We start from the raw sequence: 14,124 nt of genomic DNA on the forward strand, positions 1-14,124 counted from the left end.
GGGGGCGGGCTGTTCGGTTTGCAGTACGGGCCTACCCGGCCCCCTGGACTTCGCAGTGGAGGCGACGGGTGTGGTCGACCCTCCGCGTCTCCCCCTGCAGTGTCACGCCGGCCTGCAAGCGGATATCCCCGCTCGACGCACCGAAGCGCAGCTCGAGGTCACCGGGTTCGACGATCCGGTGTCCGTTCCGGCCGGTGAAAGCCGTGACGTCCGCGGGCACCGTGAAGCTGACGCGGGCCGAAGCGCCCGCCTCGAGGGGCACCCGGGCATAGCCGATCAGCTTCTGCACCGGACGCACCACGGACGCGACCGGGTCGTGGAGGTAGAGCTGCACCAGCTCGACGCCTGCGTGGTTCCCCGCGTTCGTGATCGTCAGGCGTGCCGTGACCTCTCCCCCGACCGGGACCGTTCCCGCGTCGACGTCGAGGTCCGTCCAGTCGAACCGGGTGTAGCTGAGCCCGTGGCCGAAAGGAAAGGCAGCCGTCGGATCGATGTTGGACACACCGTTCGCCTGGGCGAGCGGCGCCGCCAGGTAGGTGGACGGCTGTGCGCCGGGATTCGCGGGGATGCTGACGGGCAGTCGCCCTCCCGGATTGATCCGGCCGCTGAGCACGCCGGCGACCGCCGATGCACCCTCTTCTCCGGGGAAGAATCCCTGCACGATGGCGGCGGATTCGGTGGCTGCGGACCCGAGTGCGTACGGGCGCCCGGTCAGGAGCACGACGACGACCGGCTTGCCCGTGGCCAGCAGCTCTTCGAGCAGTTCCTGCTGCACACCGGGAAGTACCAGTGACTCCGCGTCGCAGCCCTCACCGCTGGTCCCGCGCCCGAAGAGCCCGGCGCGGTCGCCGAGGACGGCAACGACGACATCTGCCCCCCGGGCCACGGCCAGTGCTTCGTCGAAGCCGGTGGTCGAGGTGCCGTCGATGGTGCAGCCTGCCGCCACCGTGATGTCGACGTCCGGCAGTTCGACGGACAGCGCCTCGGTGATCGTGGGGATGACCAGGCCGATCGGCATGTCCGGATGCTGCTCTCCCACATGGGCGGGGAAGGAGTAGCATCCCAGGAACGCGCGGTGGGTATCCGCGTTCGGTCCGATCAGGGCGATCCGGAGTGTCGGATCCAGCGGGAGGACGCCGGCGTTGCGCACCAAGACGATGGACTGCTCGGCCAGTTCGGCCGCGATCCGTCGATTGGCCGGGGGATCGAGGTCGATGACGGCGGCACTCCCGCCGGTTCCGGACCGGTCGACGCCGAGGGCCGAGGGTACCGGGGACCAGTCCGGGTCCAGGAGTCCCAGTTCGAGCTTCTGCAGGAGGACCCGGCGCAGCGCCCGATCCACGAAGTCTTCAGCCAGCCGTCCCGCTTCGATCTCCTCGATGAGGTGGACCCCGAAGGTATGGACGGTGGGCAGTTCGACGTCGACTCCAGCGGTCAGTGCCGCGGCTGCGGCGTCACCGAGCGTCGCGGCGACCCGGTGCAGTTCCTTGAGGAAGGCGATGCCGAAGTAGTCGGCAACCACGGTTCCTGCGAACCCCCAGGTGTCCCGAAGCAGGGAGGTCAGCAGTGAACCGTCGGCCGCGGTCGGCACGCCGTCGATGTCGGTGTAGGCGTGCATGACGGACCGCACGCCCGACTCGCGGATGGCCATCTCGAAGGGTGGCAGCAGCACGTCCGCACGTTCCCGCTCCCCCACGGACACGGGCGCCAGGTTCCGCCCCGCCTTCGAGGCGGAGTAGCCGACGAAGTGCTTGAGGGTGGCCACGATGCCGGCCTCCTCGAGCCCCTGCACGTAGGCAGTGGCGATGGTGCCGATCAGGTACGGATCCTCCCCGATCGTCTCCTCGACGCGCCCCCACCGTGCGTCCCGGACCACGTCGAGCACCGGGGCGAGGCCCTGGTGGACGCCCACGGAGCGCAGGTCGCGGCCGATGGCTCCGGCCATGGTGCGCACCAGCGTCGGGTTGAAGGTGGCACCCCAGGCGAGGGGCACCGGGTACGCCGTGGCCTTCCATGCGGCGAATCCCGCGAGGCATTCCTCGTGGACCAGGGCCGGGATTCCGAAGCGGTTGGCCGCGGCGATCCGCTCCTGCGTCCGCATCAGCGACAACGCCCCGAGGCCGGGCTCGACGGGTGCCGTTCCGAAGGGCCGGGTCAGCTGACCGAGGCCGTGCGGCAGGATCTCGTCGAGGTCCACCGCTTCGTTCATCTCATGCTGGTGGGGGGCGACCTCACCGCCGTCGGTGTTCGCGCCGACCCAGACGCCGAAGAGCTGTGCCACCTTCTCCCGCAGCGTCATGGCTCCGACGAGGGCTTCGACGCGATCGGCCGGGGTTTCGGCGGGGTCCCGCCAGGGGGCGTCGTTGAGTGTTGTTTCAGTCATGGCTACTTTCCGCCAGCGCCCATGAGGCCCTGGACTAGCGCGCGGCGCGCAAACAGATAGACGAGCAGTACGGGCACCATGGACAGGGTCACGGCGGCCAGCAGTCCCGGAATGTTGATCCCGTACTGGGTCTGGAAGTTGAACAGGCCCAGGGTGACCACCCGCGTGTCCTCCGACTGCGTGAGGATCAGCGGGAAGAGGAATCCGTTCCAGGCCTGCAGTGCCGAGAAGACGGCGATGGTGGAGAGGCCGCCCTTGGACAGGGGCAGCACGAGCCGGAAGAAGGCCTTGGCCGGACTCGCGCCGTCCATCGCCATGGCCTCGAACAGTTCCCCGGTGATGTCACGCATGGTTCCGCTGAGGATGAGGGTGCAGATCGGCAGGGCGAAAGCCGCCGTCGGCAGGATCACCCCGAGCAGGTTGTCGTAGAGGCCCACCGTGCTGATGAGGTAGAACACCGGGACGATCACGGCCTGCGCAGGGATGGCCAGGCCCAGCAGGAAGAACCGGAAGACGAAGGTCGCCGCCCTGCTCTGGCTGCGGACGATCGCGTAGCTGAGCGGCGGCACCAGGAGCAGGACGATCGCGACGACGCCGACGGTCACCAGGACCGTGTTGAGGAAGTACCGGCCGAAGCCGCTCGTGATCGCATCGGCGTAGTTCTGGAGCGTGAAGCTCGTGGGGAAGGAGAGAGGACCGTTGTCCCCGAATTCCGCACGGGTCTGGAAGGTTCCGGAGATCATCACGTACAGGGGAATCGCGACGATCAGGAGCCAGAGGAAGGAACCTGCTCCGGCGAAATAATTGGGACGGGGTTTCATCACAGGCCTTCCAGGGAGCTGTTCATCTTGTCGTAGCCGGAGACCTTCACGACGACGAGGGAGATGGCCGTCGCGACGACCACGAGCACCAGGGCGATGGCACTGCCGACTCCGAAGTCGAAGCTCTGAAAGGCTTCCTGGTACATGTAGAAGGCGGTGATGGTGGTGTCGGTGCCGGGGCCGCCGTTGGTGAGGATCAGGACCGTCTCGAAGGTGGTCAGCCCGCCCACGACCATCAGGATGATCGAGGTGATGGCCGTGTTCTTCAGCTGCGGAAGCGTGATGGCGAAGAACTGGCGGACGGTGCCCGCGCCGTCGATCTCCGCGGCCTGGTAGAGCACCTTCGGAATGCCGCGTGCGGCTCCCTGATAGATCAGGGTGTGGAACGGCGTGAACTGCCACATACCGACGAAGATCAGCACTCCGATGGCTCCCGCCTGGTTGCCCAGCAGGTTGCCGTCACCGAAGAGCCAGGGCAGTTGCCCGGGAATGCCGAAGTTCGGGTCGAGGAGCGCGCGCCACAGAACGGAGATCGCGGCCGAGGAGAGCAGCAGGGGAATGAAGTAGATGGCGCTGAGCACCGCCCGGTTCTTCTGGTTGCCTGCGGCCCAGACTCCCAGCAGGATACTGAGCGGCGTCTGGGTGACGACGCCCAGGACGATGAACAGGAGGCTGAGCCAGAGGCTCTTGAGCATGACGGGATCGGCGATGAGCGTCTCCCAGTTCGCGAGGCCGACGAACTTCGGGTCACCGAGGCCGCTCCACGAGGTGAAGGAGAGCACGGCGACGGCGGCGAGGGGAACCAGCGCGAAGAGTGCGAAGAAGATGGTGGCAGGAAGGGCCCAGGCAAAGCCGGGGCGACCCACGGTGGAGCCGCCCCGGCGTGCCGGGCGGGTTTTCGCGGGACCGCCCGGCATTTCAGGCCGCCTGCGGGTGGCAAGCGTTGTCATCGTCGTTTTCCTAGAGGCCCTGCATGGCCTGGATGAAGCCGTCTTCATCGATCTGGCCGCTGAAGAACTGCGAGATGGCGGTGTGGATGGTGACGGTCGCCTCGGGTGGGTACGCCTGGTCCCAGGAGAGCTGGAAGTTCGGTGCGTCCTGCACGAGGTCGAACTGGTACTTGGCGTACTCGGGATCCGCGGCCTGATCGAGGAACTGCTCCGTGTTGGTGGTGGTCGGAAGGTTTCCGATCGCCACCTGCTGCTGGACGAATTCGTCCGAGTACATCAGCTTCAGGAACTCGGCGGCCGCCTCGGGGTACCGGGTGTCCTTGTGGACCGAGTAGAAGTTGTTCGTGTTGCCGGCCAGGTTGTCGGGATCGCCCTTGCCGCCCTCGACTGCCGGGAACTCGCTGTAGCCGAGCACTTCCTCGGCGAACACGGGATCGGAGTCCTGCTGGGTGGCGTACTCCCAGGAGCCCATGAGCTCGAAGCCTGCACGGCCGCTCGCCAGCAGGGCCGGGGAGCCGCCGTCGGTGAACTTCACGGAATCGAAGTTCGTGCCGAAGGCTCCGGCGTCCACCAGTTCGCGCAGCATGCCGAGCGCCTCGCGGCTCTCCTCGGATTCCCATACGCTGGTGTCGCCGTCGAGCGCTGCCTGGAACAGTTCGGGTCCCGCAACGCGGTCGAACACGTACTGGAACCACATCTGCGTCGGCCACTGGTCGGCGCCGCCCAGGGCGATCGGCGTCACGCCGGCCGCCTTGAGGATTTCTACGTCCTCGAGCAGTTCGTCCCAGGTTTCAGGCGGGCTGTCGATGCCGGCCTGCGCCAGGACCTCGGAGTTGTTGAAGAGCATCACGGGCTGCGTTCCCCGCATGGGCACGCCGTATGCCTTGTCATCGATGACGGCGGTCTCGAAGACGGCCGGCAGGAACGCCTCCTTGAGCTGCGGGTCCTCCTCGATGAAGTCGTCCAGCGGAAGCAGAAGCCCGGCATCGACGAAGTTGGTGATGCTGCCACCGCCCCAGTTGAAGAAGATGTCCGGGGCGGAATCGGTGTCGATGATGGTCTGGAGCTTGGTCTGGTAGTCGGCGCCCGGGATGGTGTCGAGCACCATCTTGACCTCCGAGGTCTCGTTGAACTTGTCGACCATCGCCTGCTCGACGGTGTTGCCGGCATCGCCGTAGACGGCGAGGTGCAGTTCATTCTCGGGCCGCTCGGACGCGCTGCCCCCGCCGCCGCCGCCGCAACCCGTGAGTGTAAGCCCCAGCAGCAGGACGGAGCCGCCGGCGACGCCCCGCGAGATCCATGTTCGGTTGTTCATCATTGAACGCCTTTCGAAAGTTTCGATAATAGTATCGAAAGTTATGTGATGGCGTCAGTGTATGTAGGGAATGCGTCCGAGCGCAAGGTCGAAGGTGTCAGCCGTCACAGAGTGTCTTCCAGCACCCATTAGCACCCGCTGGTGCCGGAGGTAAGCTGAACCCATGTCGATCCCGGCGGATGAACCGCGCGTCACCCTGGCACAGCTCGCTACGGCTGCCAGCGTTTCCCTCTCCACCGTTTCCAAAGTCCTGAACGGGCGCACCGATGTTGCACCGAAAACCCGAGCGAAAGTTGAGGAGCTGCTCGAGGAACACGGCTACCGGCGGCGCCAGGTCTCGGCCACCAGGGCGGGCCTCGTGGAACTGGTCTTCCACGAGCTCGAAAGCGCCTGGGCCCTGGAGCTGATCCGCGGCGTCGAGAATGTCGCGCGTGAGCATGGAATGAGCGTCGTCCTCACGGAGACGGGCTCGCGACACGCCCCCGGACTCGAGTGGATCGAGGGAGTCATGGCGCGAAGGCCGGCCGGCGTCGTCCTGGTGTTCTCCGATCTTTCGCGGGACTTCCGCCAGAAGCTCGATGCCCGGGCCATCCCCTTCGTCATCATCGACCCCGCCGGTGACCCCGCGCCCGATGTGCCGTCGGTCGGTTCCGCCAATTGGGCCGGGGGCATGATGGCCACGCGCCACCTGATCGAGCTGGGGCACACGCGCATCGCCGCCATCAGCGGCCCCGCGGACATGATGTGCTCCTTGGCGCGCATCGACGGGTACCGGTCCGCCATGAACATGGCCTCGCTGCCCATCGACCCGGAGCTCATCCGCTACGGAAACTTCCACGTCGACGGCGGCCGCGACCACGCCTTCTCCCTGCTGCGCGGCCCCCGGCCCCCGACCGCCATCTTCGCCGGGAGCGACCTCCAGGCCCTGGGCGTACTCGACGCCGCCCGCCAGATCGGGATTCCCGTACCGGAGAAACTGTCCATCGTGGGGTACGACGACCTGCAGCTCGCCCAGTGGTCGAGCCCTGCGCTGACAACGGTCCACCAGCCGCTGATCCAGATGGCGGAGGAGGCAACCCGCATGGTTCTCCGCCTGCGGGAGGGAGAGCGCCCCAACAACCTGAAGCTCGACCTCGCCACGAGCCTCGTCGTACGGCAGAGCACCGCGCCGCCCCCTGCACCGGCTGATGCACCGCCCCGCAGCCTGCAGGAACAGCGCTGATGCGCGGCCCCAATGGGCGGCTCCTCCAGCTGGAAGCAGGCGCCTACCGTGCCGGCATCGCCACCGTAGGTGCCGGCCTCCAGAGCCTGACCTACAACGGCTTGGACATCGTCCTGCCGTTCGACATGGTTGAGATTCCGCCGGCCTACGCCGGGAAGACCCTTGCCCCGTGGCCCAACCGCGTCGCCGGCGGCGCCTACCGATTCGACGGCGCGGAGCATCAGCTCCCGGTGAACGAGACAGCGACTGGAAGCGCCCTCCACGGACTCGCACTCTGGAACGACTGGGCGATCCTCACTGCCGGGGACACCACCGTGGTCCTCGGTCATACCCTGCACGGCCAACCCGGTTACCCGTTCCAGCTGGAATTGGAGGCGACGTTCGACCTTCAGGCGGACACCGGACTCACCTACTCCCTGACAGCGCTCAATGCCGGATGCAGCGCAGCGCCCTACGGCGCATCCTCCCACCCCTTCCTCACGGCCGGGCCGGGAAGCATCGACGAGAGCACTCTGCAGTTTGCTCCTGCCTCGATTCTCCTCGTCGACGAAAAGGCCGTTCCCGTGGCCCTCGAACCGGTCGCCGGCACCCGCTGGGACTATGCGACGGCGCGGACGATCGGCAGCGACACCATCGACCATGCGTTCACCGGCTTCCCTGCCGGCCCCTGGCAGGTCACCCTCGAAAACCCCGGTGCCGGACTCTCGACCACCCTGCGCTCGACGACGGACTGCGCCCCCTGGGTGCAGGTGTATTCCGGGGAGCTGCGCGGCCGGCTCGGATTGGCCGTCGAACCGATGAGCTGCCCGCCCAACGCCTTCAATACGCTGCAGGACCTCGTCATCCTGCAACCAGGGGAACAACACTTGCTGCGTTATTTCCTGTCAGCGAGCTTCCTCGCCTGAGGTAGGACCGGAGGCGAGGAACATGGAACCGCGCTTCGGCCCGGCCTCCACTGACTAGGATGAGAAGGATCCGGGCCGCTACGGCTTCGGGTACCCTCGAGGAGACAACGGGACGGTGCGGTCTATGCCGGGTGCAACGAACGGCACCGAGAATCTTCGTACCCAGAATCTGTCCCAGATCCTCAAGATGGTGCACCAGCACGGCCCCCTGCCGCGCTCCGAACTGACCCGCCGCAGCGGCTTCAACCGGTCGACGGTCGGCGCCCTCGTCGCGGCGCTCAGCGACCGGGGCCTAGTGTATGAAACGGATCCCCCCGTCGCCGGGCGGGTGGGGCGCCCCAGCCCGATCGTGACCGCAAACGAGAAGGTCGCGGCCCTGTCGATCAATCCCGATATCGATGCCATGACCATCGGCCTGGTCGGGCTCGGCGGACATGTCCACCGCCGCATCCGACTGGAAGCCGCTGAAGTACCGAGCCTCGCCGAGGCCGTTCGCATGAGCGAATCCATCCGCGCGGAGCTGCAGCCGGACATCGAGACCATGGACCGCCTGCTCGGCATCGGAATCGCCCTGCCCGGCCTGGTGAATGTCGCGGCCGGCAGGGTACTGCTCGCTCCGCACCTCGGCTGGCGGGACGCCGACCTGACCGGCCCCTTCTCGGGTGCACTCGGCCTTCCTGCGAGGGCAGCCAACGACGCCGCCCTCGGATCCCTTGCGGAAAGCATTTTCGGCGCAGCCCTCGGGGTGGAGAACGTCCTCTATCTCAACGGCAGCGCCAGCGGCATCGGCGGCGGAGTGATCGCTGGTGGCGCGCAACTGCGGGGCGGGCTGGGCTATGCGGGTGAACTGGGCCATACCCTCGTGCAGACCGGAGGCGCGGGGTGCCACTGCGGACGGCAGGGCTGCCTCGACGCCGAGGTGCGGCTGGAACGGCTTCTCCGGGCCGGCGGACTGGATCGCGGCGGTACCGACCGCCTGGAGAACCTTCTGGCGGAACCCTCCTCCGACGCCCTCCGCATCGAGGTCCGGCGCCAGCTCGCCCTGCTGGCCGTGGCTCTCACGAACTTCGTGAACATCTTCGACCCCGAGGTGATCGTGCTTGGGGGTTTCCTCGGTTCGATCTTTGCCTACGACGACGACTGGCTCATCGGTACCGTCAACGACAGGGCACTCGTCGGCGGAGTCACCATCAGGCGGGCAGCCCTGGGTCCGGAGCTGCTCCTCGTCGGCGCCGCCGAGCTGGTCTTCGAACCACTGCTCTTGAACCCCGCCTGATGGAATCAGCCGGAGATCGGCCGCCGGCATGGCAGGAACAGTTGCCGCTCGCCGTCGGGCTCCTACGCCGACGCCCCACTCGCTCCGCGGGGCTGGGCGTCGAGCCAGGCAGCGATGGCCGCGAGGAGTTCCCGTCGTCGTGCATCGTCGAGGAAAGCGGACCGGACGGCATTGGACGCCAGCACGGCCAGTTGCCCGGCATCGAACCCGAACGTCTCCCGGACCTGGGCCACGTTCTCATCGAGATAGCCGCCGAAGTACGCCGGATCATCGGAATGGACGGAAACGTTCAGACCGCGCTCCAGCATGCGGGGCAGTGGGTGGTCCGCGAGGGTGTCGACGGCTCGCAGGCGCACGTTGGAAAGCGGGCACACGGTGAGCGGCACCTGCTCGTCGACCAGCCGCTGCACCAGCTCCTCGTCCTCCATGCAGCGGATCCCGTGATCGATCCGATCAACCTGTAGCAGGTCCAGCGCCTGCCGGATGTAGTCGGGAGGCCCTTCCTCGCCGGCATGGGCGATGCACTTCAGGTTTGCCCGCCGCGCCCGCTCGTACAGCGCCACGAAGTTGCGGGGCGGGTTTCCGGCCTCCGCTGAGTCGAGGCCGATCCCGATGATCGGCGCCTTCATCGCCAGCAGCTCCTCCAGCACGGTGAGCGCACCCTCGACGGGCTGGTCACGCAGGAACGCCGCGATCAGCCCCGTGCTGATCCCGAACTCCTCCTCGCTGTTCGCCAACGCCGAGGAAACACCGTCGACGCACGCCTTCAACGGCACGCCGCGGACCGTGTGCGCCTGGGGGTCCATCATGATCTCCGCGTGGCGTACGCCGGCCGCCGCGGCGCGTGACAGGTATGCGCGAGTCATGTCAGCGAAGTCCTGCTCCGTCTGCAGCACCGCCATATTGCTGTAGTAGAGGTCCAGGAAAGACTGCAGGTCCTGGAACTCGTACTGAGCGCGCAGGTCCGCGAGCGTGGCGTAGGGCAGCTCCATATTGTTCCGCGCGGCGAGTTCGAAGATCAACTCCGGTTCCAGCGTGCCCTCGATATGGAGGTGGAGTTCTACCTGGGGAAGCTGCATTCTGTGTCTCTCATCCGGCGGATACAGGGCTACTGCAATCTACTATGATGCCGGAACGCGCGCCGCGTCCCGGCCGGTGCAGCATCAGGCCGGCAGCTCCAGCTCCCAGTCCTTGACATCCGCTACCGGGGCGAAGAGGTTTCCGTCGAGCTCGTCCAGCGCCAGGTCGTTGCGCACCCGGTGCGGCCAATTCCGGGTGGCCAGGGCCGCCTTGCCAAGTGCGACGACGTCGGCCGCGCCTGTTTCCAGCAGTGACACGGCCGTTCCCGGCTCGTCCAGGCTGCCGTTGGCAATCACGGTCACTCCGGAATGCTGCTTGGCGAGGAGGGCCAGGGACTCTGCGCCGTCGTCGAACGCCGGTGCGGCGGCCCGGTATTCAGTGGTGTGGATGAAGTCGATGCCCGTGGCGCCCAGCGTGGCGAAAATGGTTTTCGCTTCCTCGGCGCCGCCGCTCCAACGATGGTGGTTGTCGCTGACCTTGGCCTGCGAGATGCGGATTCCCACCGTCAGGCCCGGCCCGACGGCCTCCCGCACTGCGCGGCAGATCTCAGCGGCGAACCGGATCCTGTTCTCTGGCGAACCACCGTAGGCGTCGGTTCTCTCGTTCAGGTAATCGGTGAGGAACTGGTCGAGCAGGTAGCCGTTCGCGCCGTGGATCTCGACGCCGTCGAATCCGGCCTGCTTGGCGTGCAGAGCGGCCGTCACGAAGCCCTGGCGAACCTCGTCCATCTGTTCCGCGGTGATTTCCGACGGCACGGGATACGGGCCCTCTCCACGGTAGAACGCCAGCTGCTCGCCCTTCGGTGCAATTGCGGATGGCCCCACCGAGGAGTCCACGAACCGATTGCCCTGCGACTGCGACCCGGCGTGCATCAGCTGAGCGAAGATCCGGGCCCCAGCTGAATGGGCCGCCTCGACAACTTTCACCCAGGACTGTGCCTGTTCCTCCGTGGCGATGCCCGGCTGAAACAGGTATCCCTGGCTGAACGCCATGTCGGGATAGATTCCCTCGGTGATGAGCAGTCCGAACCCTCCCCGTGCAAAAGCTTCATAGTAGGAGGCCATTCTCTTCGTGGCGTGCCCGTCCTCGGTTGCGCTGACGCGCGTCATCGGAGCCAGCGCAACGCGGTTGGCCAGTTCCGTGGATCCAAGACGCATCGGGGAGAACAGTGGGTCGGAATTCGGCATGGGAATCTCCTTCTGGATTTTTTGCCGGGGGAGGGCGAGATCGGCCCGTTTCCCTCCAGAACGGTTGGGCGCAGGCGTCTATTCCTCCATGCACCGGCTCTGGTCGGCGGGCCTGCCCGGATTGCACGAGCGCCTCCTACGAAGCCCGGGGCTTCGTGAGAGGGATCCGAGGTCGGCCCCGAACCAATCCTCGTCTTCGGGCAATTCCGCTGTCTATTCCCCCGCACTAGCATCGATCACCACTTCTGTAACGACGAATGCAAGTGGTATGCCCTGCCGGGACGGGGTTCCGGGGAGCCGTGCAACCTCATATCGTTGTGCCTGTTGATTTGATTGCATCACAAAGAAGGGATGGCTCGTGTCATTGATGTCAGGTGTGAAGCAGGAAACACGGCCGTTGTCGGAGGCCGAAGCGGAGATCTATGTCGCGTCGGTGTGTTTCAAGACCGGCCCTCCTGGAGCCGTAGGCGTGGAGATCGAACGGATTGTGCACGACACAACGAACCCCCGGCGGCCCGTGCCGGTAGCTGAAGTGCAGGCCGTTGCTGGTCAGGTGACCGATCTTCCCAGCGGCGGGGTCATCACCTTCGAGCCGGGGGGACAGCTTGAACTGAGTTCGGCCTGCGGAGTTGATCTTCCCTCGGTCATGAAAGCTGCACGATCCGATCTGGCGGTCCTCGACGGGTTTTTCCAGGATGCAGGACTCTCCTTCAGCAACGTGGCTCTGGATTCATCCCGCCCTCCGGTTCGGACGCTGAATCATTCCCGGTACGCGGCCATGGAAACCCATTTTGATCGCTCAGGTTCTGCCGGCCGGACCATGATGTGCTCCACGGCATCCCTGCAGGTGTGCCTGGATGCCGGTCTTTCCGGAAACGGCACAGGCAGCGCGGTGCAGCGCTGGCAACGCCTTCACCGGCTCGCGCCGGTGCTCGTTGCGCTTTTCGCCAACTCCCCTTTCCGCCATGGGTCGCCCAGCGGCTGGCAGAGTACCCGGCAGGCCGTGTGGTTGGCCATCGATCCGTCCCGCACGTCACCTGTTCCGTATTCCGACGATCCGCCCATCGCCTGGGCCAGTTATGCCCTCGACGCGTTCGTGCTGTGCATCCCGGCGTCGCACGGTTCATGGGAAGCGCCCCGCGGTCTGACCATGCGGGGATGGTTGCGCGGGCACGGTCCACGGCCGGTCACACGTGCGGATCTCGACTACCACCTCAGCACGCTCTTTCCCTTCATCCGCCCCGGGGATTCCTCGAGATTCGGGTCATTGACGCGCAAGCCGGTTCCGACTGGGAAGCCGCCGCAGCGATCACGACGGCTCTGGTGGATGACGAACGGGCAGCCGACACGGCCGCGGACGCCTGCATGTCCCTGACCGCACTGCCCGATCCGATGACCGCCGCGGCACGGGACGGCCTCGCTGATCCTGTCCTCGCCGCAGCAGGGCGGGTCTGCGCGGAAGCAGCGCTGAATGCCATGGAACGGTTGAACGCCGACGCCGACACGAGGTTCTGTGTGGAATCATTTTTCGAGAACTACGCAGCGCGCGGCCGTTCCCCTGCGGACCAGCGAATCGACGAGTGGAGCCGCACGGGACGGTTCTCGGGGTTGGCAGAGCGAAAGGACATAACCTCACGACGAATCCGGTTTCCGTGAATGCCGGCACTGGGGACGCGTTGCGTGCCTTCATAGCCGAGGGTCTGGAGCGCGCACGCCGTCGCACCCACGTCCTTACCGCGTGTGATGAGGAGGAGCTGCTCAAGCAGCATTCACCGCTGATGTCTCCCCTGGTGTGGGACTTGGCGCATGTCGGCAGCCAGGAGGAACTTTGGCTGGTCCGCGACGTCGGCGGGATGGAACCGCTCCGCCCCGAGATCGACAAACTCTATGACGCTTTCGAGCATTCGCGCAGCAGCCGCCCGTCGCTGCCGTTGCTGGCGCCGGCAGAATCCCGGGGATATCTCGCCGAGGTCCGCTCGAAGTCGCTGGACATCCTGGACCGGGTTCCCCTTGAGGGTTCACCGCTGCTCGAGGGCGGATTCGCGTTCGGCATGATGATCCAGCACGAACAGCAGCACGCCGAGACCATGCTGGCGACCCATCAGCTCCGTGCCGGGGAACCGGTGCTCCACGCCGTGGATCCGGACCCCGGGGTACTGGCGGGCAAGGCTACAGTGCTTCCGCCGGAGGTGCGTATTCCTGCGGGGTCCTTCACCATGGGCACTTCCGTGGAGCCCTGGGCACTGGATAATGAGCGGCCTGCCCATGAGGTGCACGTCCCCGGTTACTGGATCGACACGGTTCCCGTCAGCAACGGCGCCTACCTCGATTTCATGGACGACGGCGGGTACGCGAACCCGCACTGGTGGACCGCTGAGGGCTGGAGCCATCGGAATGATGACAAGCTGAGCGCTCCCAAGTATTGGACGCGGGACGGCCACCAGTGGTGGCGGGCCCGTTTCGGCGTCCTCGAACCGGTCCCCCTCGATGAACCGGTACAGCACGTGTCCTTCTTCGAGGCCGAGGCCTACGCCCGCTGGGCCGGGCGGCGCCTGCCCACGGAGCCGGAGTGGGAAAAGGCGGCCCGGCACGATCCGGTCAGCGGCCGCTCCCGGCGCTACCCGTGGGGTGACGAGGACCCGACGTCCGGCCACGCGAACCTGGGAGGAAAAGCATTGCGCCCCTCCCCGGTCGGGTCCTACCCCGCAGGGGCATCGGCACTGGGAGTGCATCAGCTGATCGGGGATGTGTGGGAGTGGACCTCCAGCGACTTCGGTCCCTACCCGGGTTTTCGGGTATTTCCCTACCGTGAGTACAGCGAAGCTTTCTTCGGCGGAGGCTATAAGGTGCTGCGCGGTGGTTCCTGGGGGGCCGACGGCGCTGCAAGCCGGGGAACGTTCCGGAACTGGGACTTCCCCATCCGGCGTCAAATCTTCACGGGTTTCCGTACAGCCCGGGATGACGCTCCGAGCAGGGGGGAATAGG

General features: G+C 66.4%; 12 protein-coding genes. 6 read left to right on the forward strand and 6 right to left on the reverse strand.

The annotated features are described in order from the left end of the window. Positions 1 to 31: 31 nt before the first annotated feature. From IWX65_RS10960 to IWX65_RS10975, 4 genes are read right to left on the reverse strand one after another with little or no spacing between them, the layout of a single operon-like run. Positions 32 to 2,383: a glycoside hydrolase family 3 N-terminal domain-containing protein gene (locus IWX65_RS10960; protein ID WP_196882819.1), complete on the reverse strand. Its 2,352-nt coding sequence runs from the start codon at positions 2,381 to 2,383 to the stop codon at positions 32 to 34. A gap of 2 nt (positions 2,384 to 2,385) precedes the next feature. Beyond that, positions 2,386 to 3,204: a carbohydrate ABC transporter permease gene (locus IWX65_RS10965; protein WP_334683812.1), complete on the reverse strand. Its 819-nt coding sequence runs from the start codon at positions 3,202 to 3,204 to the stop codon at positions 2,386 to 2,388. Beyond that, positions 3,204 to 4,154, reverse strand: coding sequence for a carbohydrate ABC transporter permease (locus IWX65_RS10970; RefSeq protein ID WP_334683813.1), 951 nt, complete (start codon positions 4,152 to 4,154; stop codon positions 3,204 to 3,206). The genes IWX65_RS10965 and IWX65_RS10970 overlap by 1 nt, the downstream gene beginning before the upstream one ends. A 10-nt stretch (positions 4,155 to 4,164) precedes the next feature. Beyond that, positions 4,165 to 5,469: an extracellular solute-binding protein gene (locus tag IWX65_RS10975; protein WP_196882820.1), complete on the reverse strand. Its 1,305-nt coding sequence runs from the start codon at positions 5,467 to 5,469 to the stop codon at positions 4,165 to 4,167. Positions 5,470 to 5,632: 163 nt separating this feature from the next. On the opposite strand from IWX65_RS10975, the gene IWX65_RS10980 reads away from it, so the two are divergent. The 3 genes from IWX65_RS10980 (at position 5,633) to IWX65_RS10990 (ending at position 8,872) form a co-directional block, all read left to right on the forward strand. Continuing rightward, the gene (locus IWX65_RS10980; RefSeq protein ID WP_196882822.1) at positions 5,633 to 6,691 is read left to right on the forward strand and encodes a LacI family DNA-binding transcriptional regulator; all 1,059 of its coding nucleotides are present in this window, start codon (positions 5,633 to 5,635) and stop codon (positions 6,689 to 6,691) included. Beyond that, positions 6,691 to 7,596, forward strand: coding sequence for an aldose-1-epimerase (locus IWX65_RS10985; protein ID WP_196882824.1), 906 nt, complete (start codon positions 6,691 to 6,693; stop codon positions 7,594 to 7,596). The genes IWX65_RS10980 and IWX65_RS10985 overlap by 1 nt, the downstream gene beginning before the upstream one ends. A gap of 124 nt (positions 7,597 to 7,720) precedes the next feature. Further along, entirely contained in the window at positions 7,721 to 8,872 is a 1,152-nt protein-coding gene (locus IWX65_RS10990) for an ROK family protein (protein WP_196882827.1), read from the forward strand. A 62-nt stretch (positions 8,873 to 8,934) separates the two neighbouring features. On the opposite strand, the gene IWX65_RS10995 is transcribed toward IWX65_RS10990, so the two are convergent. Beyond that, a complete protein-coding gene (locus IWX65_RS10995; protein ID WP_196882829.1) occupies positions 8,935 to 9,951 on the reverse strand; it encodes an adenosine deaminase in 1,017 nt (338 codons plus the stop codon). An 84-nt stretch (positions 9,952 to 10,035) separates the two neighbouring features. Then, complete coding sequence (locus IWX65_RS11000) at positions 10,036 to 11,139, reverse strand: oxidoreductase (RefSeq protein WP_196882831.1); 1,104 nt, start codon at positions 11,137 to 11,139, stop codon at positions 10,036 to 10,038. A 367-nt stretch (positions 11,140 to 11,506) separates the two neighbouring features. On the opposite strand from IWX65_RS11000, the gene IWX65_RS11005 reads away from it, so the two are divergent. From IWX65_RS11005 to egtB, 3 genes are read left to right on the forward strand one after another with little or no spacing between them, the layout of a single operon-like run. Next, positions 11,507 to 12,514 carry a glutamate-cysteine ligase family protein gene (locus tag IWX65_RS11005; RefSeq protein WP_334683817.1) on the forward strand — a complete coding sequence of 336 codons (1,008 nt, stop codon included), beginning with the start codon at positions 11,507 to 11,509 and terminating at the stop codon, positions 12,512 to 12,514. Beyond that, positions 12,505 to 12,795, forward strand: coding sequence for a hypothetical protein (locus IWX65_RS11010; RefSeq protein ID WP_196882835.1), 291 nt, complete (start codon positions 12,505 to 12,507; stop codon positions 12,793 to 12,795). Before IWX65_RS11005 ends, IWX65_RS11010 begins: the two co-directional genes overlap by 10 nt. Beyond that, a complete protein-coding gene (gene egtB, locus IWX65_RS11015) occupies positions 12,792 to 14,123 on the forward strand; it encodes an ergothioneine biosynthesis protein EgtB (protein ID WP_196882837.1) in 1,332 nt (443 codons plus the stop codon). The genes IWX65_RS11010 and egtB overlap by 4 nt, the downstream gene beginning before the upstream one ends. Position 14,124: the final 1 nt, after the last annotated feature.

The sequence above is a fragment of the Arthrobacter sp. CAN_A214 genome, from assembly GCF_015751955.1.
Classification (GTDB): Bacteria; Actinomycetota; Actinomycetes; order Actinomycetales; family Micrococcaceae; genus Arthrobacter_D.

What these genes read in the sequence shown, in the direction of transcription:
- IWX65_RS11000 (WP_196882831.1), bottom strand. Translation starts at nt 11,139, where the DNA reads ATGCCGAATTCCGACCCACTGTTCTCCCCGATGCGTCTTGGATCCACG.
- IWX65_RS10995 (WP_196882829.1), bottom strand. Translation starts at nt 9,951, where the DNA reads ATGCAGCTTCCCCAGGTAGAACTCCACCTCCATATCGAGGGCACGCTG.
- IWX65_RS11010 (WP_196882835.1), top strand. Translation starts at nt 12,505, where the DNA reads ATGTCCCTGACCGCACTGCCCGATCCGATGACCGCCGCGGCACGGGAC.
- IWX65_RS10965 (WP_334683812.1), bottom strand. Translation starts at nt 3,204, where the DNA reads ATGAAACCCCGTCCCAATTATTTCGCCGGAGCAGGTTCCTTCCTCTGG.
- IWX65_RS10960 (WP_196882819.1), bottom strand. Translation starts at nt 2,383, where the DNA reads ATGACTGAAACAACACTCAACGACGCCCCCTGGCGGGACCCCGCCGAA.
- IWX65_RS11005 (WP_334683817.1), top strand. Translation starts at nt 11,507, where the DNA reads ATGTCAGGTGTGAAGCAGGAAACACGGCCGTTGTCGGAGGCCGAAGCG.
- IWX65_RS10990 (WP_196882827.1), top strand. Translation starts at nt 7,721, where the DNA reads ATGCCGGGTGCAACGAACGGCACCGAGAATCTTCGTACCCAGAATCTG.
- IWX65_RS10980 (WP_196882822.1), top strand. Translation starts at nt 5,633, where the DNA reads ATGTCGATCCCGGCGGATGAACCGCGCGTCACCCTGGCACAGCTCGCT.
- IWX65_RS10970 (WP_334683813.1), bottom strand. Translation starts at nt 4,154, where the DNA reads ATGACAACGCTTGCCACCCGCAGGCGGCCTGAAATGCCGGGCGGTCCC.
- IWX65_RS10985 (WP_196882824.1), top strand. Translation starts at nt 6,691, where the DNA reads ATGCGCGGCCCCAATGGGCGGCTCCTCCAGCTGGAAGCAGGCGCCTAC.
- IWX65_RS10975 (WP_196882820.1), bottom strand. Translation starts at nt 5,469, where the DNA reads ATGAACAACCGAACATGGATCTCGCGGGGCGTCGCCGGCGGCTCCGTC.